Below are 1,412 nucleotides of genomic sequence, written 5' to 3'. Positions count from 1 at the left end.
TTCTTTGTGTTCCACACGTTTCTCATTCTGGTTTTGTTCTTCTGCCTTTCGAAGTCTTTCTTCGATTTCCAATGAATGCTTTTCAATCCGGACGGTCATACGGACTTCTTTTCGGAGATTTTTTAATTCCTCATTAATTTCGGACAGCCGTACTTTTCCACTGTCTTCACTGTCATTCCGATAGAGCTTTCTGCGTTCCTTCATCAGTTCTGAAATCCGCTTTTGTAACGGCTCACGGTATGTGGCAAGCTGTTCTCTGGTCGTAATGTCATGCTTCATTAAAAACTCAATCTGTTCAATCCTCTGATCCAGTTTCCGGATATCCTCTCTGACCACGTATGGACTCCTTTTCGGTCTTTTTGGCAGTACCCCCATTTGATATAAATAGGAATAATACAGTGCCTGAATCCCGGTCAGTTTCTTCTTTGGAGGAATCTGCACCGTCTTTTGATAGATGCGTTTTACTTTTGGCTGTAAGATCTGTCCACGGATCTCCTCTTCGGAATAGTTTTTTCCAAGAGACCGTAGCCGGATGTACCGTTCCATCCCCGGAGCCTTTAAAGCGACATATTTCCGGTTCAGTTTCCATGTGTATCCACGCTTTTCCATTTCTTTTAAGAATTGTGACCAGGAGTAGCTTTCCTGTACAGACTCCCTGATATCCAGACGAATCGCACTTCTCCATGTCGGTTTCCCTTCCTGTTCCGCTTTCCACTGTACATAAGGGATTGATTTTTTCTGATTGGATTCAATGATAGACAGACCATATTTTCTGCACAGGTCATCGGAAATCTTACGGATCTCCGTATAATAACTCTTGGCATTACTATGGTACTTATGTCCGTCCACCATGCTTACAGAATTCCAGACAATATGATTGTGATAGTGTCTGGTATTAAGATGTGTTGTTATGACGACTTCAAATTGTCCTTTTAAGAGCCGGTCTGCCAATTCCTGCCCGATGAGATGTGCCAGTTCCGGTGTCACCTCACCTTCTGCAAAACTCTGTACCAGATGGTATCCTTCCACACCGCCCATCTTATGGAATCTCTTTTTTGTTGCCACCATATCTGCATACGCATTTTCATTGGTACATCCGATGGTATCTTCGAAGACCGCCTGTTCCGTCTTTGTCCGGTTCATGGCATAATCGATGGCAGCCTCCAGAGAGTCCGCTTTCTGTGTGGTTTTTTCTTTGTCTTTCACATATTCAATGGAACGGTCCAGGCGGTGGACGGGGATAACACTTGTATAAGCCATCCGGCATTACCACTCTTCCTTTACCAGATGCCATGTTTCTTTGGTAAGCCGCAGCATTTCCTGAATGCTCTGCTCGCTTGCCATTCCAGAAGCATTGGCAACATGGGCAAGCTGGTTCGCATTATTGCACAGACCCGCTATCTTCCTAAGCA

The 1,412-nt window shown here is 44.5% G+C and carries 2 protein-coding genes; both read right to left on the bottom strand.

Features of this window, described 5'->3' with window-relative positions; genetic code table 11:
- Positions 1-1,260 (bottom strand): relaxase/mobilization nuclease domain-containing protein (locus tag G4407_RS17310; RefSeq protein WP_173689681.1); only part of this gene is annotated, 1,260 nt, incomplete at its 3' end.
- Positions 1,261-1,266: 6 nt separating this feature from the next.
- A partial coding sequence (gene mobC / locus G4407_RS17305) for a plasmid mobilization relaxosome protein MobC (protein WP_173689680.1) occupies positions 1,267-1,412 on the bottom strand: 146 nt, incomplete at its 5' end.

The organism is Allocoprococcus comes (assembly GCF_013300725.1).
In the GTDB taxonomy this organism is placed as follows: domain Bacteria; phylum Bacillota; class Clostridia; order Lachnospirales; family Lachnospiraceae; genus Allocoprococcus; species Allocoprococcus comes_A.
The sequence above is the reverse complement of the archived record's forward strand: the minus strand, read 5'-3'. Positions and strand labels throughout refer to the sequence as shown.